The organism is Rathayibacter sp. SD072 (assembly GCF_017355185.1).
In the GTDB taxonomy this organism is placed as follows: domain Bacteria; phylum Actinomycetota; class Actinomycetes; order Actinomycetales; family Microbacteriaceae; genus Rathayibacter.
In genome coordinates this window covers 1-20,268 of record NZ_JADILJ010000043.1, presented here as the reverse complement: position 1 = coordinate 20,268, position 20,268 = coordinate 1, and the positions used below count along the sequence as shown (strand labels likewise).

Genomic DNA, 20,268 nt, shown 5'->3' with positions numbered 1-20,268 from the left:
ACCTCGGTTGCGAACCGCCCGACCCCGCACGACGAAGGCCGGAAGCCCCGATCCGGCCGCGAAACGCCCGTTCCCGCGTTCCAGCCTTGCTTCCGCAGCCGTTCCCCCGGTCAGTCCAGCTCGGTCGGCCGCGCCGGCTCCTTCAGCAGCGCCCGCGCCGCCATGCCGATGACCGCACTGTAGGTCGGATACGCGAACCGCACGTTCGCGAGCGTCGCCACGTCGACCCCCGCCGCCATCGCCGTCGTCACCGACTGCACGACCTCGATCGCGTTCTCGCCGACCGCGTGCGCGCCGAGCAGCAGCTCGCGGCGGCGGTCCGAGATCAGCGTCAGGAACCCGCTCTCGCGGTCGTCGATCACCGCGCGGTCCACGTTCGAGAACGGCACCGAGGCCACCACGCACTGCGGGTCGCGCTCGCGGGCCTGCTCGAGCGTGAAGCCGACGCCCGCGTAGTCGGGGTCCGTGAATCCGCCGGCGGGCAGCAGGTGCTGCGGGGTGCGCCGGTTCGCGCCCAGCACGGCGTTCTCGGCCGCCGCCTCCGCCTCGAACTGCGCCGCCTGCACGAGCATGTCGCGCCCGTTCGCATCGCCGACCGCGAAGACGTGCGGCACGACGGTGCGGAAGTACTGATCGGCCGGGATCGCCGAGCGCACGACCTCGATGCCCGCGTTCTCGAGCCCGAGGTCCTCGACGTCGGCAGGCCAGCCCGTCGCCATGATCACGGCGTCGAACTCCTCGGCGTGCGATCGCCCCGCGTCCTTCCAGCGCAGCTTGAGGGCGCCGTCGGCGCGCTCGATGCTCTCGACCGTCTCGATGCCCGTGCTCACGTGCACGCCCTGGCGCTCGAACGCGGCCCCCACGTACTCCGAGATGCTGGCGTCGGACGTCATGAGGATCCGCGGCGCCACGTCGAGCAGCGTCACCTCCGAACCGAAGGCGTTGAAGACCGTCACCAGCTGCGCACCGGTGTTCCCTCCGCCGATCACCGCGACCCGGCGCGGGAGCGAGGGCAGCGCCAGCACGTCCTCGGGGACGGTCGCGAGCTCGGCGCCCGGGATCGGCAGGCGGCGCGAGTGCCCGCCGACGCAGACCAGGATCGAGGAGGCCGTCAGCCGGCGACCGCTGTCGAGCACCAGCGTCGACTCGTCCTCGAACCGCGCCCGCCCCTCGTGGATCAGCTCGACGCCCTCCTCCTCGAAGCGCTGCGCCTCGCGCTTGATCGAGCGCACCTCGTCCACGCGCTCGTGCACGTGCTGCACGGTCGCCGCCCAGTCGATCCGCGGGGTGCCCACGTCGACGCCGTAGTCGGAGGCGGTGCGCGCCTCGCGGATGATCCGCGCGGTCTTCGCGAGCACGCGCGTGGGCACGCAGCCCGTGTTCACGCAGGTGCCGCCCACGCGGGCGGCCTCGAGCACGACGACGCGCGCTCCGAGTTCGGCGGCCCGCAGCGCGGCGGCGGTGCCCGCGGGCCCCGCGCCGATCACGGCGACGTCGTAGTGCTGGATGCTGTCGGGCACGGCGGCCTCCCGGTCGAGTGGATGTCCCCGCATCCTGGCGCGCGCGGCCGGAGGTTCTCCGAGAGGTCGGGGAGGCTTGACACGGGGTGGTGGGCTCAGGGCTCCTGCACCCGCTGGAAACCTCCCTCGACCGACCCGTCGGAGCGCAACGACACCCGCGTGTAGACGGGCGTGCCGTCGGCCTGGTCGGTGCCGACGACGTCGAGCGATCCCGCCTCGAAGAACGCCTCGAGCCCGGTGCAGCCCGCCGAGAGCGAGCCGTCGCCGCGCTGGAGGGCGAGGCAGAGCGAGACCCCGCCCGGTGCGGTCACCAGGAGGCGGTCCTCCTGCGCGGTGTCGAACTCGGGGGTGAAGACGTCGGCGTCCCGGGCGATGAGCGCCATGCCGGTCGGCAGATCGGTGGCGACGACCCAGCCCTCGAGGAGGGTCGCGTAGCGGTCCTCGAGGCGGGCGGTCGCGGAGGGGGTCGGAGCGGGCGTCCCCGCGGCACCGGGCAGGAGGGCGGTCGCCGCGGCGCCGAGCACGAGTCCCACCGCGAGGGCGGCGCCGACCAGCAGGAAGGGGTGCCGGCGCCGGGCGGGCGGCTCCTCCGAGGTGGGAACGGCGGAGGCGGCGGTCGCGGCGGCGGTTCGGGGAGCCGTCCGGGGCTCCGTCTCGGCCCGCTCCGCCTCCGCCCGCTCCGTCTCGCGTTCCCCCCGGAGCCGCCGCTCGGCCTCGCGCCGGCGGGTCTCGTCCCCGGCGTCGCCGCTCGGTCGCGCGAACAGCGCGCGCTCCAGATCCTTGCGCTCGTCGTCCTCGGCCTGCACCTCGCCAGTATGGCCGAGGCGCCCGAGCCCTACTCGAACATCTCCGCGAGCAGCGCCCACGCGTCCCCGTCGACGACGCGCTCCGAGCGCCGCACCGGCCACCGCACCTCGTCGCCGTCCCACGACGGCACCACGTGCAGGTGCAGGTGCGGCACGCTCTGCCCCGCGGAGGCGCCGCTCGCCTGCAGCACGGCCACTCCCGTCGCTCCGAGGGCCGCCCGCATCGCCCGGCCGACCCGCTGCGCGAGCGACATCGTCGCCGCGAGCGCCGCGGGGGAGGCGTCGAGCAGCCCCGCGCTGTGCTCGCGCGGGACGACCAGCGTGTGCCCGGGTGCGAGCTCGGAGGAGGGGAGCGGACGGAACGCGACCGCCTCCGCCTCCTGCTCCACCCAGGTCGCCTCGCCGTGCCCGGCGATCAGGTCGCAGAACACGCAGGTCACGCCGGTCCCCCGATGAATTCGCGCAGCACCGCGATCCAGTCCTCGGCCGCGTCGAGGTGCGCGTCGTGCGATCCGCCGGGCAGGTCCACCCGGCGCGCGTCCCGACCGCGCGCGGCGAAGGCGTCCCGCAGCTCCGGTGCGAACATGCCGTTCTCGCCGTAGACGAGGAGGGTCGGCGCCGCGACGCTCTCCCACTCCGTCCAGCGCGGCGCGGCCAGCGTTTCGACGATGCGCGCCATCATCTCGGGATCGAAGCGCGGGCGCAGTCCGTCCGGCGCCTCCTCGAGGTCGGCGATCCAGGCGTCCGCGAGCTCGCCCGTGCCCAGGAACGCCCGGGCGGCCCGGGAATCCGCGAAGGGCAGCGGCCACGAGCGGAACCAGTCGGCGACGGAGTCGTCCGGGTCGCCGCCCTCCGCTGTCTCGAGCAGCACGAGCCGGTCGACGAACTGAGGATGGGCGGCCGCGACCAGCATCGCGGTGTGCGCGCCCATCGACTGGCCCACGAGCACCGCCGGGCCCACCTCGTCGAGCAGCGCCGCGACGTCGGCGACGAAGGCCGCGCGCGACACGTCGGAGGGGTGCCGCTCGCTCCGACCGTGGCCTCGCGCGTCCAGCAGCACGACCCGGTGCTCCGGCAGGGCGCGCGCGGTCGGCTCGAACTCGGCGGCGCTCCCCGCGAGGCCGTGCAGGATCACGACGGGCCGGCCGTCGCCGCCCGAGTCGAGGACCGAGAGCCGGGTGCCGTCGGGCGCGACGAGCGCGCGGCGTTGGAGGTGCATCCGTCGAGCGTAGGAGGCGCAGGCACCTCGACTGGGTGACGGGCCGCGATGCTGGGATGATCGGGTGCGGCTCCGGATGCTCCGGTGCCCGGAGCGGAGCACCCCATGGGACTGCTGATCTACCCCGGCGGCATCGAGGCCGACTTCGAGGACCGCCTGCTGGCGCACCTCGAGATCGTGATCACGGCCAAGCTGCGCCGCGACGAGTCGTTCGCGTTCTCGTGGACGCAGACGCAGGACACGGGCGGCGGGCGGATGAAGATCTGGCTGCACCCGTCGGTGCCGCTGTCGTACAAGTTCTTCGGCGGGCGCCAGCCGGCGATCAACCGCGCGTGGGTCGACGCGCTGATGGTCTCGGCGAGCTCGCAGTCGGGCCTGCAGGTCGTGGCCGAGCCCGACCAGCAGGGCTGACGCCGCCCGTCTCTCCCGTGCCGGCTCCCGCTCCTCCAGAAGTTGCGGTGAGCGCGCGCCGTCACCGCAACTTCTGGAGGAGCGGCGGCGAGGGCGGTCGGCTCCGCCTCAGCCCTTCGGCTCGGGCAGCACGCGCAGCCCGGCCGGCGACAGCGCCGAGCGCAGCAGCAGGTCGATCCACGCGCGGTTCAGCGGCTGGCCGCCCGCGGAGTCGTAGCTGAAGTAGAGCGACGAGCTCTTCGAGACCCAGATGCTGCCGTGGCGGCCGGGACGCGCCGTCGCGACGTCCTCGCCGACGTCGGGCTCACCGTCCCAGTGGAACGAGAAGCTCTCGTTGCGGCGCAGCTTCGAGATGATGACCGCCTCGACGTGCCGCAGCGCCCGGTCCTCGACCTCGACGGCCGGAGCGACTCCGTAGATCAACTGGCCCATCGTCTTCCCTCTCGCCGATCAGGCGATCATCCCATGCACAGGGTCCGGCGGGGTCGTACCGCGTCCTCGGCAGACTGTGCTCGCTCCCAGTCCCGCACAGTCGAATTGACGCAGGCGAGTTCCCTCGCACCGTCTTGACGGCTGCTGAGCGCCTCCGCAGACTGGGAGCGCACACAGTTCAAAGGAGAACCTGCCGAACCGATCCGGCTCGAGCACGCGCAGAGCGCGCGACTCGGGCCCCGCGAGCGCCTCGAGCGCCACCGCCTCCCCGCCCGACCGGGCCCTCTCGCCGCTCCGCTCCCGTGTGCGCACCGGAGCGACGTCAGGCCCCGCGGCGGGCGCACCACCACGAAAGGACACGCATGTCTGCACGCACCAGGAGGACCGCCGGCACCGCCGCCGTGGCCGCGGTCTCCACCCTCCTCGGCACCTTCGCCGGGATCGGGGCGACCAGCGCCTCGGCGGAGGAGGGCCCGGTCGACGCCGGGATCTTCGTCGACAAGGTCGACGGCCTCCCCGCCGACTTCATCAAGGGCGCCGACATCTCGAGCATCCTGTCGCTCGAGGAGAGTGGAGTCGTCTTCCGAGACCCGTCGGGTCAGGAGGCCGACGTCTTCGAGGTCCTCGCCGACGAGGGCGTCACCTCCGTCCGCGTCCGGGTCTGGAACGACCCGTTCGACGCCGAGGGCAACGGCTACGGCGGCGGCGACGTCGACGTCGACCGCGCGATCGAGATCGGCGAGCGCGCCACGGCCGCCGGACTGGGCCTGCTCGTCGACTTCCACTACTCCGACTTCTGGGCCGACCCGGGCCGTCAACTCGCGCCGAAGGCCTGGGCGGGCCTCGCCGCCCCCGAGCTCACCACCGCGCTGCACGACTACACGGCCGAGTCGCTCCAGCGCTTCGAGGACGCCGGAGTCGACGTCGACATGGTGCAGATCGGCAACGAGACGAACAACGGCATGGCCGGGTACACCCGCGCCGCGACCGACATGGACGCGACTCTCGCCGGGCTCTTCTCGGCCGGCAGCTCCGCGGTCCGCGAGGTGCTGCCGGGGGCGCAGGTCGCCGTGCACTTCACCAACCCCGAGACCCCGGGCCGCTACTCCGCCATCGCCGCGGGCCTGGACCGCTTCGACGTCGACTACGACGTCTTCGCGAGCTCGTACTACCCGTTCTGGCACGGCAGCCCCGAGAACCTCACCGCCTCGCTGTCGCAGATCGCCGACACCTACGGCAAGAAGGTCATGGTCGCCGAGACCTCCTGGGCGCACACCCTCGAGGACGGCGACGGCTACCCGAACGTGATCGGCGAGGGCACCGCGACCGACGAGTACCCGATCAGCGTGCAGGGCCAGGCCACGGCGCTGCGCGACGTGATCGCCGCGGTGCACGCCGTGGGCGACGCGGGCATCGGCGTCTACTACTGGGAGCCGGCCTGGCTGCCCGTCGGACCCGCGAGCGACGTCGAGCAGAACCGCGTGCTCTGGGAGCGCGACGGCTCCGGCTGGGCCACGAGCTTCGCCGCCCCGTACGACCCCGTGCACGTGGGCGACGACTTCGGCGGCTCCGGCTGGGACAACCAGGCCCTCTTCGCCGCCGACGGCACTCCGCTGGAGTCGCTGAGCACCTTCCGCTACGTCGACACCGGAGCGGTCGCGCCCCGCGCGGTCACCGGAGTGGACGCGGTCGAGCTGACCGTCGTCGACGGCGAGCCCGTTGTGCTGCCGGCCACCGTGTCGGTGGACTTCAACGACGGCTCGGTCGAGACTCCCGCGGTGACGTGGAGCGGAGCCGCCTCGTGGATCCGCGGACCCGGCGAGTACACGATCCCCGGCCGCACGGCCTCCGGACTCGACGTCTCGGCGATCGTCGTGGTCGTAACTCCGAACCTCGTGGCGAACCCCGGCTTCGAGGACCCGGACACGTCCGCGTGGACCTTCACGGGACCTGCCGCGCGCACGCAGACCGGTGACGCCGCCGAGGGCGACTTCGCCGTCACCTTCTGGAACGGCACCGACTACGAGACCTCGGCACGCCAGACGATCACCGGAGTGCCGGCCGGCGCGTACACGCTGCAGGCGACGACGCAGGGCACCAACAGCCCCGCGAGCGATGTCCGCACGCTGAGCTCGACCACCTCCGCGGGCACGACCAGCGCCCCGCTGGAGCTCACGACCTGGAGCTCCTTCTCGACGACGACGGTCCCCGTCGTGGTCGGCGAGGACGGCGTGGTCGAGATCGCCGCCGAGTTCGCGCTGACCGGCGGAGCGTGGGGCGTCCTCGACGACGTCCGCCTCGTCGCCGACACCGCGGAGTCGACGGCCGACACCACCGCCCTCGCGGCGGCGCTCGCCGAGGCCGACGCCGTCGACCGCGCCGCGTGGACCGAGGAGTCGCTGGCGCGCCTGGACGAGAGCCGCGCGATCGCCGCGGTCGTGCTCGCCGGATCCGCCGCGACGCAGGAGGACGTGGACGCCGCCGAGCGCGGACTCCGCGATTCCCTCGACGCCCTCGAGAACGCGCTGCGCGTGAGCCTCGGCGCGACCGTCACCTGCGCGGCCGGCAAGGCCGTGATCTCGGTGAAGGCCGTCAACGGCGGGACCGACCGCGTCGCCCTCTCGGTGCGCACCCCCTACGGCAGCGCGACGCTGCCGTCGCTCGCCGCCGGCAAGACCGCGTCCGTGACGGTGCCGACCCCGCTCCGCGCGGTCCCGGCCGTCTCGCTCACGGTCGACGTGCGCGGCACGGTCGCCGGCGAGCCGGCCTCCGCCGCGGTCCCGGTCGAGTCGTCGGCGACGCGCTGCCGCTGACCCCTCGGTGAGCCCCCGCGAGGTGCCACTCCGGTACACGACACGCCGTCCCAGGCGTGCCGGAGTGGCATCTCGCGCGCGCGGACCCCTCAGCCCGAGTGCGTCGTCACGAGCAGGTACCGCGCCGCACCGGCCGCATCCGCCGGCACCGACCAGCGGTGCGGGCGGAGCGTCTCGATCGTGACCGACTCGCCCGCCGAGACCGTGCGCGAGGCGCCGTCGGCGTAGGTCAGCACGGCGGCCCCCTCGGTCACGAAGACGAACTCCTCGCCCGGATGCGCGAAGTCGACGTCGTCCGACTGGCCCGGCTGCGCGGTGAAGAGGTACGCCTCCGTCCGGCGGCCGGGTCCCCCCGCGACCAGGCGTGCGCGCGGCGCGTGCGGCGCATCGCTCGCGCGCAGGTGCGCCTCCGGAGTCGTGTCGTCGGAGGAGGCGATCGCCGGCACCAGCTCGGCCGGCGGCACCTCGAACGCCGCGGCCAGCGCGTACAGGGTCGAGAGGCTCGGCAGCAGCCGGCCGTTCTCGAGCTTCGAGAGGAACGGCTGCGACACCCCGGCCTGCGCGGCGAGCGCCCGCATCGACAGACCGCGGGCGGTGCGCAGGGCGCGCACGAGGAGGCCGATCTCGGAGGCGAGGGCGGGTGCCTCCGCGGCGTCGTCGCTCATCGGTCCTCCGGGTGGTGCGGTGGTGCGCTCTTGCGGCGGCTGATTACTGCTGGTTATCATCGCCGTGTTGATAACGCGAGGTTATCAGCCCTCCGGTCGGGAGCATCCGATCGCCATCGAAGGGCAGCACCGTGACCAAGCAGATCTTCCTCGGCGCGTTCGAGGAGTTCACGCCGAACTTCATCAGCAACGCCTGGCACCACCCCCGCGGAGACACGAGCGGATTCGCGACCCTCGAGTACTGGCAGGACCTCGCGCGGAAGCTGGAGGACGCCGGCTTCGACTTCCTCTTCCTCGCCGAGGCGCTGGGCTACCCGATGAGCGGCGACGACGTGCCCGAGGTCGTCATCCGCGAGGCCGTCCAGGTCCCCGTGCACGACCCGCTCGCGCTCGTCAGCGGGCTCGCCGCCACCGTCGACCGCCTCGGCTTCGTCGTCACCGCCTCCACCACCGCGCAGCAGCCCTACCTCAACGCCCGCACCTTCACGACGCTCGACCACCTGACCAAGGGCCGCATCGCCTGGAACATCGTCACCTCCGACAACCAGGTCGCGCTCACCAAGCTCCTCGGGCACGACGGAGTCACGCCCCACGACGAGCGCTACCGCCGCGCCACAGAGTTCGTCGAGCTGTGCCTGAAGCTCTGGGAGGGCGCGTGGGAGGACGACGCGGTCGTGTACGACAAGGCCACCCGCACCTTCGCCGATCCGGCCAGGGTGCACCGCATCACCCACGAGGGCGAGTACTTCCGCTACGACGGCTACTTCCCGGCGATCCCGTCCGTGCAGCGCACGCCGCTCCTGCTGCAGGCGGGCACCTCCTCCGCCGGTCGAGCCTTCGCGGGCCGGTACGGCGAGTGCGTCTTCATCCAGGACCGCGACCTCGGCAAGGCCGCGGCGACGGTCGCCGATCTGCGCTCGCGGGCGGAGTCGAACGGCCGGGACCCGCGCGACATCACCGTCATCCCGTCCGTCTCGATCATCGTCGGCGAGACGGAGGAGGACGCGCTGCGCCTCCGGGCCGAGCTCGACGCGACGCCGTCGCGCGAGGCGGCCGCCGCCCTGTTCATGGGGTGGAGCGGAGTCGATCTGATGTCGTTCCCGCTCGACGCGACCCTCGCCGAGGTGACGACCGAGGTCGGGCAGACCATGCTCGCGATGTTCCAGCAGCCCGAGTACAGCCCGACCGTCGCCGAGATCCTCGACGTGATCACGTCCTCGATCGGAGGCATGCGCGTCACCGGCACCGCCGAGTCGGTGGCCGATCAGCTGCAGGAGATCGTCGACCGCACCGACGTCGACGGCTTCCTGATCGAGTACACCTACGGCTCGTGGGAGACGTACCGCGACTTCGCCGAGCAGGTGATGCCGCTTCTGCGCGAGCGCGGGATGCTGCCCGAGACGCCCCGCTCCGGATCGATGCGCGAGCGGATCCTCGGCCACGCGGTGCCGACGCTGCCCGCCGGGCACCCCGGCTCGGCCTTCCGCGTCGGCGCTCCGCGATGACCCTCGTGGCGGCTCCGGTCCACCTCGCGGTGCCGGCCCCCGTCGCGGCCGTGGCCGCCCTGGTCGACGGCGAGCCGGTCGGGATGGTCGTGGCCACCCTCGCGCTCGGCGTCAGCTTCGACCCGCCGCTCTGCACGATCGCGGTGCAGCGCTCGTCGTCGACGTGGCCGCAGCTGGCGGGATCCGAGCGGCTGGGCGTCTCGGTCCTCGGCGCGGACCAGGACGCCGCCGTCCTGCGGCTCGCCTCGCGCGACCGTGCGGGGAGGTTCGCGGGCGTCGGCTGGACGGCGTCCCCTCTCGGAGCGGTCTCGATCGACGGCGCCGTGCTCGACCTCGAGTGCTCCGTCGAGCAGGTGCACGACGCGGGCGACCACCTGCTCGTCGTGCTGCGCGTGCTCGACGGCCGGCACGACTCCGCTCGGGACGCGCTGCTGGCCCGGGACCGCCGCTTCGGCCGCTACGTCGAGTCGGCCTGAGCGGCCCGGACACGCGGAACCCGAACGAGCGGATCCGGGACGCGCGGATCCGGACACGCGGAAGCCCCGGGCGCCGGGGCGCCTCGGGGCTTCTGCGGGTCCGGAGTCAGCCGGACGGGTTCTCGACCGGGTCGCCCTCGGGGTCGGTCGCGGTCTCGGGGTCGACGGTGTCCGGATCGACGGTCTCGGTGTCGGGAGCGTCGGGCGTGGTCTTGTCTGTCATCGGATCCTCCTTGCGGTCGTGTCGGATCGTGCGGTTCGCCTTCCACGCTACGGCGCGGGCTCCGTGGGCCGCGCCCCGTTGACGCGAAGGGCGGACGGATGCGACGTGAGCGCTCGGGTGCGGGGGTCGTGCGCTTCGGCGCGCTCGAGTGCCGCAGCGAGGGCGAGCGCTCCGGCGTCGGCCGCGCGGACGACGAGCCGGTGCCGGAGGGTGAGGACCGACGAGCGGAGGAGGCGGAGCATCCGACCATCCTCGCCGGATGGTGCTCCCGCCCGGCGTCCCGCGCCAGCGCTCGTGCCAGCAACGCGCTTGTTCCGCAAGGCCTGGAGCGCGAATGGGCGGATTCGTACTCTCGACAGGACCGATACGAGGAGCGCCACCTGATGATCCGAACCACCGTCACGATCGACGGCAAGACCTACGGGCTCTCGCAGGGGGCCGATGTGACCGGTCTGAAGGCGTCGACGACCGAGGCCTCGCGGTCGGGCGGCGGCATGGTCGACTTCGTCGTGGTGGGCAACCGGCGGGTCAGCGCGCTCGTCTCGCCCGGCGTCCCCGTGATCTTCGAGGACATCGAGGTGCCCGACGACGATCGCGACACCGGCGACGTGCAGGAGCCGTGGGACGACATCGACTACCTCGACTGACGCGCTTCCCGGGGCTCGGCCCCGGGTGCTGAGCGCCTGAGGGGTGCCGCCGGCTCGACCCGGCGCCTCTCGGGCACCTTCCGGCGGAGCGGGGGAGCGCCTACTCGGCGTCCTCCGCCTCGGCGAGCTCGCCCTCGACCAGGGCGCACGCGGCCGAGGCGAGCGCGGAGCGCACCGCCTCCTCCGTGATCTCGAGGATCCCGGCGATCGCCTCCACGTCGTGCCGGCCCGTGTGGCGCAGCAGCCAGCACTGGCGCTCGACGGCGGGCAGGGCGTGCAGGCGGCGGTGGAATCCCGAGCGCAGGAGGTCCTCCTCGCGGAGCCGCGGAGCGGTGCCGATCGCGAGCGCCGGATCGCTGCGCTCCAGACTCGCCCGGCCGATCTCGGTGCGCGCGAGCTCGAGCGCCGACGCCTCGTCGACCACCTTCGGAGTGCCGCTGCGCAGGGTGACCACCGCGTTCTGCAGGGCGGCTCCGGCCGCCGACTCCGACAGCGTGAGCCGGTACGCGTACGCGTGGAGACCGGCTCCGCGCGAGGCGAGCACGCGTCCGACGAGCAGCTCGCGCTGCTGCTGGGCCTGCGTCCTGCCGACGGCCGCCACGGGCCCCTCGTACGCGTTCACGGTCGCTCCTCGGATCGTCGTGGCCCGTCGTGGGGTCACGACCACCGATCGTAGGGCGGAGAGAACGATCGTTCTACCCTTGACTTCTGCGAGTTCTTTCATGCGACCGCATGGAAAACGATTCCCCGGGTCGAGCGGTCGACGCCGATCAGTCGCGAGCGCTGAGGATGCAGAACTCGTTCCCCTCGGGGTCGGCGAGCACCACCCACGACTGCTCGCCCTGACCCACGTCGACGCGGGTGGCGCCCTTCCCGAGCAGCCGCTCGACCTCGGCGCCCTGGTCGTCCGGTACGAAGTCCAGGTGCAGGCGGTTCTTCACGGTCTTGCGCTCGGGCACGTCGAGGAACAGCAGACTCGGTCCGCGACCCGACGGAGCGAGCAGCTCGATCCCCTCGTCGTCCTCGTCCACGACGTCCCAGCCGAGCGCCTCCTGCCACCAGTGGCCGAGCGTGCGGAAGTCGGTGCTGTCGATGATGATCTCTTCGAGTCGGAGGCCCATGACTCGACGCTATTCGCCGCTCCGGCCGTCGCGGAAGCCCTTGCCCCGCTGCGGCCCACCGACCCCGGCATGCGGTCGCCGCATCGCGCCGTCGTGCCGTTCCGGCATCGGGACTCGCCCCGTGCGCCGGCGCGCGGCATCCTCGTCTCCGAGGGAAGGGACCGCCGTGACCACTGCACGCGACCACTGGGAGGCCCGCTACGCCGACTCCGACCGCATCTGGTCGGGCCGGCCCAACGCCTCGCTCGTCGACCTCGTCCACGCGCTGCCCCCGGGCCGCGCCCTCGACCTCGGCTGCGGCGAGGGCGGCGACGCGCTCTGGCTCGCCGAGCAGGGCTGGAGCGTCAGCGGACTCGACCTCTCCGAGACGGCGCTCCGGCGCGGTCGGGCGGAGGCGGAGCGCCGCGGCCTGGTCGTCGACCTCCGCCAGGCCGACCTCGGCGCCGAGTGGCCCGTCGACGGCCTGTTCGACCTGGTCTGCGCGAGCTTCCTGCACTCGATGGTCGAGCTGCCGCGCACCGCGATCCTCCGTCGTGCGGCGACGCAGGTCGCTCCCGGCGGCAGGCTCGCGATAGTGACGCACGCCGCTCCACCGCCGTGGAGCGCGCACCGGCACGCGCTGCAGCACCTGCCCGCGCCCCGGGAGGAGCTCGCCGAGCTCGCCCTCGACGCGGCCGACTGGATCGAGCGCGAAGTCGGCACCCGCGAGCGCTCCGTCACCGGCCCCGAGGGTCATGACGGAGTCCTGCTCGACGGGGTGATCCTGCTGGAGCGCCGCGCTCGGTAGCGTGGCGGGACACCCACCACCAGGAGGCACCGTTGCCGCTCGACCCGTACCTCGCCGCCCGCGTGCCGCTGCTCGAGGGCGTCCTCGACCCGGGCGACCCGGAGCAGGCGGCCCGCCTCGCCGAGTTCGCCGTCGATCCCGCGCCCTGGACGCTCCCCGAGGGAGTGGTCGTGTCGGACACCGCGATCGACGGCCCGCACGGACCCGTCCCGCTCCGCGTCTACGAGCCCGCCGAGCCGACCGAGCGCGCGCTGCTCTGGGTGCACGGCGGCGGATTCGGGGCGGGCGACCTCGACATGCAGGAGTCGCACGTCGTGTCGGCCGAGCTGGTCGGCCGCTCCGGAGCCCGCGTGGTCTCGGTCGGCTACCGGCTGGCGAGCGCGAGCGTCCGCTACCCCGTGCCGCTCGACGACGTCCACGCCGCCTGGCGGCACCTGCGGAGCGGGACCCCGGAGGCGCACCCCGTCGCGATCGGCGGAGCCAGCGCCGGCGCCGCGCTCGCCCTCGCCACGGCCCTGCGCGAGCGCGACGCCGGAGCGACGCCGCCGGACCACGTGCTGCTCGCCTACCCCTTCGCGCACTTCCCGAACCCGGCCGTCGACGATGACGTGGCCCGCGAGCTCATGGCGCTGCCCGCCGCGATGCGCTTCCCGACCTCGAGCATCGAGTCGATGGTGCGCAACTACGTCGGCCGGATCTCGGACCTCCCTGTCGACGCGCTGCCCGGCGCCGCACCGCTGGCCGGCCTCCCTCCGGTCACCGTGATGGTGAGCGAGTTCGACGAGCTGCGCGGCTCGGCCGAGCTCCTCCTGCGCCAGCTGGCGGAGGCGGGCGTCGCCGCGACCGGGTACCTCGCGGCGGGCATGCCCCACGGCCACCTGAACCGCACCCCCTCGCTACCGGAGGTCGACCGCTCGCTCGCGGTCTTCGCGGCGCAGCTGCGCGCGCTCGGCTGAACGTCGGCGTCATCGCCCGCGCGGTCGCCCGTCGGCGCGATGAGGTCCCCGAACCCGCCCTCGGCGTCCGGCCAGCACATGGTGATGAGGTGTCCTGTCTGCACGGTCACCGGTCCTGGGTGCTGGGCTGAGGAGTGACGGCCGGAGCCGTGACGCTGCCCACCGCGTCGACAGAGGGCCGGATGAACCGCCGGCCCGACGGTGCGTGCTCGCTCCGGGTGCGCCTACCGACTCACCGCGCTGCGTGTCAGAGGATCAGCTCGGCCTCCCAGTTGGTGCGCTGGATCGAGGCGTCGAGGTCGCGCAGCTCGCGGGCGATCTCGTCGGCCCGCGTCCGCAGCTCCTTCACGGGCAGGGCCGACAGCCGACGCAGCTCGCTGCGCATCTGCCGGTTCCCCCAGGACCCGGCCGCCGCATCGGCGGCTCGGACGAGGATGCCGTGGTGCGCGCGCAGGGTCTCGCGCCGGGCGAGGGCGGCGGTGACGGTCGCTCCGTCGGGCGTCGGCGTCGTCGTGTTGGTGATGTTGATCGCCGTGACGAGCCTCTCGAGGGCCGCAAGAGCGCGCGTGCACTCGTCGAGCAGCTCGGCCGGATCCTCGGACGGCGCCTCTCCCTCCTGGTAGGACGCGTTCGCGACGATCCGCGACTGGAGGGCCTCGATCCGCTTCTGCAGGTCGGCGCGCTCGAGGAGGGCTTCGGCGAGTCTCATGCTCGAAGCGTCCCACAGGGGGCCGACATCCGTCCCGACCCCGATCCGCTCCGGCGTCTAGGCTGCGACCGTGCCGCTGCAGAATCACCCGGGTGATGTCGAGTTCCCCGTCCGTCCCCGACTGCGGTTCGCGCGGCTCGCGGAGCAGCGCCGTCGCTCACGGGGCGGGGGGAGCGGACGGCGCGCCCTCCTCCTCACCGCCGGGGCCGTGCCGTTCGGCGTCGTCGGGTTCGTGGTCGGACTGCTGCAGAGCTCGGACGACGACCCGGCCTTCCCCTTCTTCACCTTCGCGGTCGGCCTCGCGCTCGGCCTGGCCGCCGGCTCGATCGTCGGCACGATCCGCGACGCGGGCGCTCCCCGCCGCGAGCAGCTGTCGTACCTCGCCCAGGCGGGAACCGCCGCGCCGACCCCGCGGCAGCAGCAGCTGCTCGCACTCGACGCGATCAGCGACTTCTCGTTCGGCGGGTGGAACTCGTCGCTCGCCTTCCAGCCGAGCTGGGCCGAGCTTCCTCAGCCGCTCCGGGCCCGCTTCTCGGACGGCGCGAAGGGGTCCCCGTGGAGCGAGCTGCCGATCCCGCCGTTGAGCGAGCAGCGCGCCGCGCTCGACCGCGACTTCCGCATCGCGTCGGCCGAGGACGTCGAGCTGTTCGTCGCCGACGTGCTCGCCACCGGCCCGCTCTCGGCCCGCTTCGCCGAGGTGTCGGCGTCGGAGGAGGCCGAGCGGATGCGCTCCCGCGTCTCGGCGCTCACCGGCGAGAGCGAGTTCCACCTGCTCGAGCGGGCTCAGCCGATCGGCGGGCGAGCGCCGGTGCTGCTGCTGGCGGGCGACGCCGAGCGCACGATCGGAGCGATCCGCTACGCCTACGTCGCCGGCTACCTGCCCGCCGAGCGGGCCTGGCAGCTCCTCGCGAGCATCGGCGACCGCGTCTTCGAGCAGTACGACGGCTGGGACGACTACCGCCGCGACGCCGCGGTGGCGATCGCCTTCCGCACCGACTCGCTCAGCGCCGTGCAGCAATACCACCGGCTGCGCTCGGAGCTCGCCGCGTCGTCGTGGCCCGCCGCCTCGCTGCCGTACCCGGGCTGACCCGACCCGGGCCGGGCCGCGCGGACCCGACCGCTCACGCCTCCGATCGCGGCGCGCGGACCCCGTCGAGGGCCGCCGCGAGCTCGGAGCGGGAGCGCACGCCCAGCCGCCGGTAGACGGTGCGCAGCTGCGTCTTCACGGTGTTCACGCTGACACCCCGCTCGTCGGCGATGTCCGCGAGGGTGGCGCCCTGCGCCGCCGAGAACGCGATCTCGCGGTGCACGGGGCTGAGATCCGATGCCCGGGGCGCGTCGGAGTCGCGGAGGATCCGCGCGATGCCGTGGTCGCCGAGCGAGGCGAGCTCGTCGGCGACCCGGCGTCTGCGGTCGGCGGGCAGGAGCGCGAGCACGCCGAAGCTGTCGTGGGCGTGCGCGAGGGCCGCCGCCTCCTCGAGCGTGCGCGTGGGGTGCGCGGAGGAGGCGAGCAGCGCGGTGATCAGCACGCGCGGCGACTCCCCGCTGTCGAGGAGGGGACCGGCGAGCCGCCGGGCGGTCGACTCGTCGCCGCGCAGGTTCGCGGCGAGGGCCTCGGTCGCGGCGGCGATCCTTGCGACGAGCGGGACGGTGTCGTCGATCGGCTCGGCCTCGGCGGGTCCGCCGGTGAACGCGTGGATCGCGCGGACCAGGTCGGACTGCCCGCGTCCGCTCCGGGGCCCCGTCGCCGCGAGGGTCGCGTCGATGCGGCGCCGGACCAGGTGCGAGGAGAACGGCCGCCCCGCCGCCGCGAACGCCCGGACGAAGTCGACCGCCGGTCCGCGCTCGCCCGCCGCCGCCCCGTCGAGCCCGTCGAGGAGGGACACGGCGCCCTCGGGGTCGAAGTGGTCGATCCTGAGCAGCGCCTCGGCCAGCACTCCGGCGACGTCGGATCCCGGCGCCCGCAGGATCCCCTCGGTGTCCGGGACCCGGGCGAGCCACTCCGCCGCCGACATGTTGCGACCGGCGACCGCGTGGAGGTAGGCGGCCGATCCGGCCGTCGCGGCCGCCATGCCCCGGTGCCCGATGACCGCCGACCACTCGTGGGCCGAGAGGTGCAGGGCCAGCGCGTCCTCGAGTCGGGAGTCCTGCTCGCAGGTCAGCGCCCACTCCTGCAGGATCTCGGGCAGACCGGCCGAGATCGACGCCTCCTCGATCGGCGGGAGGCGCCGCAGCAGGTCCTGCCCGGACTCCATCAACCGGAAGGCGTCGTCGAGCCGTCCCTTCGCCCGGGCGGCGGAGCCGCGCGCCGCCCACACGCCGAGCTGATCGGCGGGGCCCATCGGCAGGGGGAGGGGCCGCCGCCCGGGCGCGGGGTCGATCCACGCGTCGCCGTGCAGGGTGCGACCGAGGTGCACCATCGCGATCCGCAGCCGCGGTGACCGGTCCATCACCTCCTCCGGCATCCGCTCGAGCGCGTCGAGGAGCCCGGCGGGCTCGCTCTGCGCCAGGTGCGTCCAGGAGGAGCGGAGCAGCTCCTGGACGGCGACCCAGTCGCCCGCCTCCACGGCCCTCGTCAGCCGGGCCCCGCGGGCGCCGGTCGTCACGAGGACCGCTCGGCTCGGTCGGCGCCGTCACGGCCGACGCTCTGCAGTACCGCGAGGAGCTCGTGACGCGAGGAGACGCCGAGCTTGCGGTAGACGCTGCGCAGCTGCGACTTGACCGTGTTCGCGCTGACGTGCAGCGCCGCGGCGATGCCGATGACCGAGTCGCCCAGGGCGGCGTGCTCGGCGACCTCGCGCTCGCGCGCGGTGAGCAGCGAGAGGGCCCTCTCCTCGGCAGGCTCGATGGCGCGCGGGACGACGACGCCTCGACCGCCGAGGAGCCGGGCGACCTCGTGGCGGTCCTCGCTCGGGAGCTCCGGCAGGAGCCAGAGGAGGCGGTGCTCCGCGAGGAGCTCGGCGATGCGCTCGAGGTCTCCGCACGAGCGCTCGGGGGCCGCCACGAGGGCCAGGACCTCGGCGCGGGGCGCCGTCGTCCGCCCGCGCAGCGGCGCCAGGAGCACGCGAGCCTCCGCGCGCCGCCCGCGCTGCACCAGGTCGTGCGCGCGGAGGGCGGTGGTGAACTGCTCGAGGAGGGTCCTCGTCGGGGAATCGGGCCCCAGTGCGTCGCGCGCCTGCTCCCTCCGTCCGTCCGCGGCGAAGAGGAGGTAGCGGATGATGCGCAGGTGCTCGGTCTGCGCGTCGGTCGCGGCTCCGGGCGGCAGAGCGGCGAGATGGGTCTCGAACTCCACGGCGAGCCGGCGCGTCCCCTGCCGCTCCCACTCGACAGCGGCGCGGAGGTGGAAGTACGGCGCCCAGCGGTGGCCGATCGCCGCGCGGTCGATCCGCGCGATCAGCCGACGCGCCTCGGCCCGGTCGAGCTCGTCGAAGCGGAGGAAGCCCTCGGCGAGGGTCGCCGACACGGCGCCCGCGAGCGGATCCGCCGCACCACTGCCCGTCGCGGCGTCGGCGAGGGCCCTCACCGCCCGGGCGCGCTCACCGCGGAGGGCTGCGAGGAGCGCCGCCGCACCGCCGGCGAGCGACAGCATCCGCGGGGCGGAGCCGGACAGTGGTGCCGACCGCACCGCGGCCTCGTACTCGTCGAGGGCGTCCTCCGTCGCTCCGGCCTCCTCGAGAGCACAGCCCCACTGGTAGTGCAGCTCCGCGCGGACGGCGTCGACGACGGCGCTCGACCCGCAGGGGATCGAGCCGAGCAGCTCGCGCGCGTCCTGCAGAGCGGGGAGAGCCTCCCGCGCCCGGTTCGCGCGCCGGAGCTCCGCGATGCGTGCCGTCGTTTGGAGGAGCCCGGCCGGCTGCTCCTGCGCCCCGGCGGGACGCGCCTCCGGTGACCGGCTCCGCAGGAAGTCGCGGGCGCGGATCCAGCGCGGACGCTCGTCCAGGACGCTGTCCGGCACGCGATCGAGCGCGGCGAGCAGGACGGGCGCGTACTCGTGGACGGAGCGGGACCAGTGTCTGTCGAGGAGTTCGACGACGGCACTCCAGTGCTGCTCGTCGAGTGCCGCGGCGAGGCGGTCGAGAGCGTCGGCGGTGATCACGGGCAGATGCTTCCTCGGTGGATCGTCCTCGCGGGACCGACGTGCCCGGGGTCGGTGCGAGGAGAAGGGACGGCAGGCGCCCCAGAGTACGGCTGTGAATCCTTTCAGTGCGCGGTGGCGCTCGTTACTGCTCCCGCTGCTCCGGCTCGAGGCGGCGCAGGTCGCGCTGGAGACGCTGGGAGCGCAGGTAGCCGCTGAGCGCGTGCCCGTGCGCGGGCGGAGTGGAGAGGTCGCCGAGGACCGCGCGGGCCGTGGCGAGCCGCGCCCGCCGGATCTCGTTGAAGACCGTCGTGCCGTTCGCCGCGAACACCCGCTGAAGCGTGCGCTTGGGCACGCCGAGGCGTTCCGAGACCTCGTGCACCGACAGCCCGGCGTCGGTCGACATCGCCGCGATCAGGGCGAGGGCGCGCGTGTGCACCGTCTCGGTCCGCTCCCGCGGGAGGGAGGTGGCGAGCACCGCTCCGGTGAGCTGCTCGACCGCTGCGCGCACGAGGGGGAAGGCGGGCGACTCGGCGTCGAGCGCCGATCCGAACGTGGCGTTGACGGTCGAGAGCAGGATGCCGCGACCCGCGCCGTCCGCCTCCGTGACGAGAGCGCCCGAGTCGTCCCAGTCGAGGAGGCCGAGCAGCGGGCTCTCGAGAGCGATCTCGATGCGCGCGCTCGGGGCGTCGGTCACGATCGTGAAGGAGTGGCTGCGGCGGAGGAACGCGATGCATCCGACGCGCACGAGCACCTCGAGCGCCGACGGGTCGTCGGGCTGCACGACGATCTCGCCCTCGAGGGGGATGAGGAGGCGCACTCCCGATCCCGCGGGAGCGGCGCGGTGGAGCCGGCCGGGGGTGTGCCAGAGTCGCACGACGTCGAAGGAGCCGCTCCGGAGCACGTCGGCGACGACGCGCAGCGGACCGGAGGGCCTCGCCTCCAGCCCCATGCGACCGAGCCAGATCCTCGCGTCCTGGTCTCGGCGGGTCACGCCCCGCTCGATGGACGTCCGTTCGATCGGCATGCTGTTCACGGTGGTGCCTTCCTGTCGGCCGTTCGGGCGGCGCGACAGGCGCAACACTGCACCCGGAGGAGCAGGTGCCGTGGGGATTTCACCCGTCGCGGCCCGGGAAATCACCCGCTCGCCGCGCCGAGCCGGTCCTTCGAGTCGAAGGGCCCTCCCTTCGGGTCACAGCAGGAACAGCGCGGTCACCGGACCTGCGGCGGCCGCTCCCGCGCCACCGTGACGCGCACCTGGGCGTGCCCGCTGACGGGGGCGCCGTCCGCTCCGGTGCCCCGCACGACGATCGTGTTGAGGAGGGTCCTCGCGCGCGGGAGCACTCTCGCCGTGTACCGCGCCACGGCCACGAAGCCGGCGCCCGGCTCCATGCGCTCGTCCGGTCCGGCCAGGACGATGGGCGCTGCGTCGTACTCGAGGTCGGTGTCGACGTCGTCCGAGAAGCCGCCCTGCAGGAGGTGCAGGTCGTGCAGCGGCCCGGCGGTGTCGTTGCGGACGTGGAACCAGAAGGCCAGGACCAGCGCGTCCGCACGGCGGGCGGGACCCCGGCCGGAGTGCGAGACGGAGAGATCGAGGTGGAGGCGGGGTACGGAGCGACCGGGGGCGATCGTGCCGCCGGACGGCGCCGCGAGGATCGAGGTCAGGGGCATGGGGGTCTCCTCGGGGTGGACGGGCGGCGGCGGGACGATGATCGGCGGGCCCCGCACTCCGCGTCGCGCCGTCGGCGCGAAGCCCCGGATCCGGGGCGCGAGCGGCGGGATCCGCGGCGGGTCGCGCCCCGACCCGCGCCGGACGTCGTGCGCCGGAACCACTGCGGATCGCGCCATCGCGTCATCAGGAGCGGGCGGCGGAGTCTCTTCACCTGTCTCTTATTACACATCT

22 protein-coding genes are annotated in these 20,268 nt (G+C 74.0%); 8 read left to right on the top strand and 14 right to left on the bottom strand.

Features of this window, described 5'->3' with window-relative positions; translation table 11 throughout:
- Nucleotides 1-110 precede the first annotated feature (110 nt).
- From IOC53_RS15040 to IOC53_RS15025, 4 genes are all read right to left on the bottom strand, one after another.
- Nucleotides 111-1,520, bottom strand: a complete 1,410-nt coding sequence (locus tag IOC53_RS15040) for an NAD(P)/FAD-dependent oxidoreductase (RefSeq protein ID WP_307786215.1) — start codon at nucleotides 1,518-1,520, stop codon at nucleotides 111-113.
- A 95-nt stretch (nucleotides 1,521-1,615) separates the two neighbouring features.
- On the bottom strand, nucleotides 1,616-2,326 hold the full coding sequence (locus IOC53_RS15035; RefSeq protein WP_207406934.1) for a hypothetical protein: 711 nt from the start codon (nucleotides 2,324-2,326) through the stop codon (nucleotides 1,616-1,618).
- Nucleotides 2,327-2,355: 29 nt separating this feature from the next.
- The gene (locus tag IOC53_RS15030) at nucleotides 2,356-2,766 is read right to left on the bottom strand and encodes an HIT family protein (protein WP_207406932.1); all 411 of its coding nucleotides are present in this window, start codon (nucleotides 2,764-2,766) and stop codon (nucleotides 2,356-2,358) included.
- Nucleotides 2,763-3,545, bottom strand: a complete 783-nt coding sequence (locus tag IOC53_RS15025; RefSeq protein ID WP_207406930.1) for an alpha/beta fold hydrolase — start codon at nucleotides 3,543-3,545, stop codon at nucleotides 2,763-2,765. Before IOC53_RS15025 ends, IOC53_RS15030 begins: the two co-directional genes overlap by 4 nt.
- A 105-nt stretch (nucleotides 3,546-3,650) precedes the next feature.
- Here IOC53_RS15025 and IOC53_RS15020 point away from each other — a divergent pair, with 105 nt between their 5' ends.
- Nucleotides 3,651-3,956 (top strand): hypothetical protein, encoded by a 306-nt coding sequence (locus tag IOC53_RS15020; protein ID WP_055788704.1) that lies wholly within the window; start codon nucleotides 3,651-3,653, stop codon nucleotides 3,954-3,956.
- Nucleotides 3,957-4,064: 108 nt separating this feature from the next.
- Here the strand turns inward: IOC53_RS15020 and IOC53_RS15015 are convergent, their stop codons facing one another.
- Entirely contained in the window at nucleotides 4,065-4,388 is a 324-nt protein-coding gene (locus IOC53_RS15015) for a hypothetical protein (RefSeq protein ID WP_207406928.1), read from the bottom strand.
- A gap of 362 nt (nucleotides 4,389-4,750) precedes the next feature.
- Here IOC53_RS15015 and IOC53_RS15010 point away from each other — a divergent pair, with 362 nt between their 5' ends.
- On the top strand, nucleotides 4,751-7,201 hold the full coding sequence (locus IOC53_RS15010; RefSeq protein ID WP_207406926.1) for a glycosyl hydrolase 53 family protein: 2,451 nt from the start codon (nucleotides 4,751-4,753) through the stop codon (nucleotides 7,199-7,201).
- 89 nt (nucleotides 7,202-7,290) lie between these two features.
- Here IOC53_RS15010 and IOC53_RS15005 read toward each other — a convergent pair whose 3' ends face one another.
- Nucleotides 7,291-7,866 (bottom strand): helix-turn-helix domain-containing protein, encoded by a 576-nt coding sequence (locus IOC53_RS15005; RefSeq protein ID WP_207406925.1) that lies wholly within the window; start codon nucleotides 7,864-7,866, stop codon nucleotides 7,291-7,293.
- Nucleotides 7,867-7,997: 131 nt separating this feature from the next.
- Between IOC53_RS15005 and IOC53_RS15000 the strand changes: the two genes are divergently transcribed.
- Both IOC53_RS15000 and IOC53_RS14995 read left to right on the top strand, forming a co-directional pair.
- Nucleotides 7,998-9,371: an NtaA/DmoA family FMN-dependent monooxygenase gene (locus IOC53_RS15000; protein WP_207406924.1), complete on the top strand. Its 1,374-nt coding sequence runs from the start codon at nucleotides 7,998-8,000 to the stop codon at nucleotides 9,369-9,371.
- Nucleotides 9,368-9,847 carry a flavin reductase family protein gene (locus IOC53_RS14995; protein WP_207406923.1) on the top strand — a complete coding sequence of 160 codons (480 nt, stop codon included), beginning with the start codon at nucleotides 9,368-9,370 and terminating at the stop codon, nucleotides 9,845-9,847. Before IOC53_RS15000 ends, IOC53_RS14995 begins: the two co-directional genes overlap by 4 nt.
- A gap of 270 nt (nucleotides 9,848-10,117) precedes the next feature.
- On the opposite strand, the gene IOC53_RS14990 is transcribed toward IOC53_RS14995, so the two are convergent.
- Entirely contained in the window at nucleotides 10,118-10,312 is a 195-nt protein-coding gene (locus IOC53_RS14990) for a hypothetical protein (protein WP_207406922.1), read from the bottom strand.
- 141 nt (nucleotides 10,313-10,453) lie between these two features.
- Here IOC53_RS14990 and IOC53_RS14985 point away from each other — a divergent pair, with 141 nt between their 5' ends.
- Complete coding sequence (locus IOC53_RS14985) at nucleotides 10,454-10,717, top strand: hypothetical protein (protein ID WP_207406921.1); 264 nt, start codon at nucleotides 10,454-10,456, stop codon at nucleotides 10,715-10,717.
- Nucleotides 10,718-10,817: 100 nt separating this feature from the next.
- Here IOC53_RS14985 and IOC53_RS14980 read toward each other — a convergent pair whose 3' ends face one another.
- On the bottom strand, nucleotides 10,818-11,378 hold the full coding sequence (locus IOC53_RS14980) for a hypothetical protein (protein ID WP_207406920.1): 561 nt from the start codon (nucleotides 11,376-11,378) through the stop codon (nucleotides 10,818-10,820).
- 109 nt (nucleotides 11,379-11,487) lie between these two features.
- A complete protein-coding gene (locus tag IOC53_RS14975) occupies nucleotides 11,488-11,838 on the bottom strand; it encodes a VOC family protein (protein ID WP_207406918.1) in 351 nt (116 codons plus the stop codon).
- 166 nt (nucleotides 11,839-12,004) lie between these two features.
- Here IOC53_RS14975 and IOC53_RS14970 point away from each other — a divergent pair, with 166 nt between their 5' ends.
- Both IOC53_RS14970 and IOC53_RS14965 read left to right on the top strand, forming a co-directional pair.
- Nucleotides 12,005-12,625 (top strand): class I SAM-dependent methyltransferase, encoded by a 621-nt coding sequence (locus tag IOC53_RS14970; RefSeq protein ID WP_307786214.1) that lies wholly within the window; start codon nucleotides 12,005-12,007, stop codon nucleotides 12,623-12,625.
- A gap of 32 nt (nucleotides 12,626-12,657) precedes the next feature.
- Nucleotides 12,658-13,581 carry an alpha/beta hydrolase gene (locus IOC53_RS14965; protein ID WP_207406914.1) on the top strand — a complete coding sequence of 308 codons (924 nt, stop codon included), beginning with the start codon at nucleotides 12,658-12,660 and terminating at the stop codon, nucleotides 13,579-13,581.
- A gap of 247 nt (nucleotides 13,582-13,828) precedes the next feature.
- On the opposite strand, the gene IOC53_RS14960 is transcribed toward IOC53_RS14965, so the two are convergent.
- Nucleotides 13,829-14,290: a DIP1984 family protein gene (locus IOC53_RS14960; RefSeq protein ID WP_207406912.1), complete on the bottom strand. Its 462-nt coding sequence runs from the start codon at nucleotides 14,288-14,290 to the stop codon at nucleotides 13,829-13,831.
- Nucleotides 14,291-14,360: 70 nt separating this feature from the next.
- Between IOC53_RS14960 and IOC53_RS14955 the strand changes: the two genes are divergently transcribed.
- The gene (locus IOC53_RS14955; protein ID WP_207406910.1) at nucleotides 14,361-15,377 is read left to right on the top strand and encodes a DUF1266 domain-containing protein; all 1,017 of its coding nucleotides are present in this window, start codon (nucleotides 14,361-14,363) and stop codon (nucleotides 15,375-15,377) included.
- A 34-nt stretch (nucleotides 15,378-15,411) separates the two neighbouring features.
- Here IOC53_RS14955 and IOC53_RS19530 read toward each other — a convergent pair whose 3' ends face one another.
- From IOC53_RS19530 to IOC53_RS14935, 4 genes are all read right to left on the bottom strand, one after another.
- Nucleotides 15,412-16,896, bottom strand: a complete 1,485-nt coding sequence (locus IOC53_RS19530; protein WP_207406908.1) for a LuxR family transcriptional regulator — start codon at nucleotides 16,894-16,896, stop codon at nucleotides 15,412-15,414.
- Nucleotides 16,893-18,386: a LuxR family transcriptional regulator gene (locus IOC53_RS14945; protein ID WP_207406906.1), complete on the bottom strand. Its 1,494-nt coding sequence runs from the start codon at nucleotides 18,384-18,386 to the stop codon at nucleotides 16,893-16,895. The genes IOC53_RS19530 and IOC53_RS14945 overlap by 4 nt, the downstream gene beginning before the upstream one ends.
- A gap of 124 nt (nucleotides 18,387-18,510) precedes the next feature.
- Complete coding sequence (locus tag IOC53_RS14940; protein ID WP_207406904.1) at nucleotides 18,511-19,392, bottom strand: hypothetical protein; 882 nt, start codon at nucleotides 19,390-19,392, stop codon at nucleotides 18,511-18,513.
- A gap of 185 nt (nucleotides 19,393-19,577) precedes the next feature.
- Nucleotides 19,578-20,036, bottom strand: a complete 459-nt coding sequence (locus IOC53_RS14935; protein ID WP_207406902.1) for a hypothetical protein — start codon at nucleotides 20,034-20,036, stop codon at nucleotides 19,578-19,580.
- Between the last annotated feature and the right edge of the window lie 232 nt (nucleotides 20,037-20,268).

Excerpts from the sequence above, each read along its gene's own strand:
- IOC53_RS14935 (WP_207406902.1), bottom strand. The coding sequence starts at position 20,036 with ATGCCCCTGACCTCGATCCTCGCGGCGCCGTCCGGCGGCACGATCGCC.
- IOC53_RS14990 (WP_207406922.1), bottom strand. The coding sequence starts at position 10,312 with ATGCTCCGCCTCCTCCGCTCGTCGGTCCTCACCCTCCGGCACCGGCTC.
- IOC53_RS14995 (WP_207406923.1), top strand. The coding sequence starts at position 9,368 with ATGACCCTCGTGGCGGCTCCGGTCCACCTCGCGGTGCCGGCCCCCGTC.
- IOC53_RS15020 (WP_055788704.1), top strand. The coding sequence starts at position 3,651 with ATGGGACTGCTGATCTACCCCGGCGGCATCGAGGCCGACTTCGAGGAC.
- IOC53_RS15010 (WP_207406926.1), top strand. The coding sequence starts at position 4,751 with ATGTCTGCACGCACCAGGAGGACCGCCGGCACCGCCGCCGTGGCCGCG.
- IOC53_RS14940 (WP_207406904.1), bottom strand. The coding sequence starts at position 19,392 with ATGCCGATCGAACGGACGTCCATCGAGCGGGGCGTGACCCGCCGAGAC.
- IOC53_RS15015 (WP_207406928.1), bottom strand. The coding sequence starts at position 4,388 with ATGGGCCAGTTGATCTACGGAGTCGCTCCGGCCGTCGAGGTCGAGGAC.
- IOC53_RS15005 (WP_207406925.1), bottom strand. The coding sequence starts at position 7,866 with ATGAGCGACGACGCCGCGGAGGCACCCGCCCTCGCCTCCGAGATCGGC.
- IOC53_RS15025 (WP_207406930.1), bottom strand. The coding sequence starts at position 3,545 with ATGCACCTCCAACGCCGCGCGCTCGTCGCGCCCGACGGCACCCGGCTC.
- IOC53_RS14960 (WP_207406912.1), bottom strand. The coding sequence starts at position 14,290 with ATGAGACTCGCCGAAGCCCTCCTCGAGCGCGCCGACCTGCAGAAGCGG.
- IOC53_RS14985 (WP_207406921.1), top strand. The coding sequence starts at position 10,454 with ATGATCCGAACCACCGTCACGATCGACGGCAAGACCTACGGGCTCTCG.
- IOC53_RS14975 (WP_207406918.1), bottom strand. The coding sequence starts at position 11,838 with ATGGGCCTCCGACTCGAAGAGATCATCATCGACAGCACCGACTTCCGC.